Origin of the sequence: Streptomyces sp. W16, from assembly GCF_033194735.1 — a bacterium.
Taxonomy (GTDB): domain Bacteria; phylum Actinomycetota; class Actinomycetes; order Streptomycetales; family Streptomycetaceae; genus Streptomyces.
Genome location: NZ_JAWOAI010001130.1, coordinates 1 through 1,106 on the forward strand (window position 1 = coordinate 1; position 1,106 = coordinate 1,106).

Genomic DNA, 1,106 nt, shown 5'->3' on the forward strand with positions numbered 1-1,106 from the left:
AGCGCGGGTTGTTCGCGATGGCCGCCGCCCTGCGCCAGGCGGTGGAACTGCGCTGCGCCGAGGCGGTCACCGCGTCACTGGTCGACATGGCGGCGACGCTGCTCGCCGAACTCGGCCAACTCCCGTGCGCCGTAAGGCTGTTCGCGGCGGCCGACCGGTTGCGCGGCGGTCATCCGCGCCCCATGCCGGAACGCGGCAGGACCGAGCGCATCCAGGAGACCGCCCGCGCCGCACTGGGCGCCGAGCGCTACGCCGCCGAGCGCGCCCGCGGCGAGACCCTCACCCTGGACGAGGCACTCGCCGAGCTGCCCTCCCCGGCACCGGGCGCTACTGGCAGGTGAACTTCGACTCCGCCCAGTCGGCGAGCGCCAGATCGTCGAAGGAACCGCGCGGCTCGACCACCAGCCGTACGGCCTTGCGCCCGGCGAGGTTCACATGGACGGGCACCGCCGCATCCCCGCCGTCGATCTCCCCGGAACTCCACAGCCGGACCCCGTCGGCGTACACCGAGAAGTAGACCCTGCCGAGCCCGAGCATCATGTCGTCGACGCCGACCCTCGCGTCGTAGGAGACGCACTGGCGGTTGAGGTCGATGGTGACCGAGGAGCGGCCGTGCACGGTGACCCCGTGGGTGTACCGGGTGCCGCCGATCGCGACGCCGTAGCGCTGCCACACCCAACTGCTGTCGCCGAGCCGGATCTCCGGTGCGGTGCCGTCGCCGTCGACGTTGTACGAGAGCTCGCTCACCTGGAAGACGGTCGGTGCCGGCGGGGGCGTCGGCGTCGGTGTCAGGGTGGGCGTGGGCCGGGGGGTGGGTGTCGGGGTCGGGGTGGCCTTCGGGGTCGGCGTCGGTGTCGGCGTGGGTTTGCGCGTGGGCGACGGGGTCGGGCTCGGGGTGGGCGTCGGTTCGGGGGCCAACACCGCTGGTTCCGGGGCGGGTTGCTTCTTCGGAGGCGTCGGTGTCGGCGACTCGGGCTTGACGACGGGGGAGGCGGAGGGGGCCGGCTTGGCCTCGGGTTCCTTCGCGGGACTGTCGTGGTTGGCCAGCGCGAACGCCACCACCGCCACCACACCCACCGCGACCACACCGGCCGCGATGCCCGCCT

Annotated in this window: 1 protein-coding gene and 1 pseudogene; one reads left to right on the plus strand and one right to left on the minus strand. The window is 73.4% G+C overall.

Features of this window, described 5'->3' with window-relative positions; genetic code table 11:
• Positions 1-341: pseudogene (locus tag R6V09_RS53670) on the plus strand (ATP-binding protein); the annotation flags it as partial.
• Here R6V09_RS53670 and R6V09_RS53675 read toward each other — a convergent pair.
• The coding region (locus tag R6V09_RS53675) for an NPCBM/NEW2 domain-containing protein (RefSeq protein WP_317888630.1) at positions 328-1,106 on the minus strand (779 nt) is incomplete at its 5' end. The pseudogene R6V09_RS53670 and the gene R6V09_RS53675 sit on opposite strands and share 14 nt — an antisense overlap.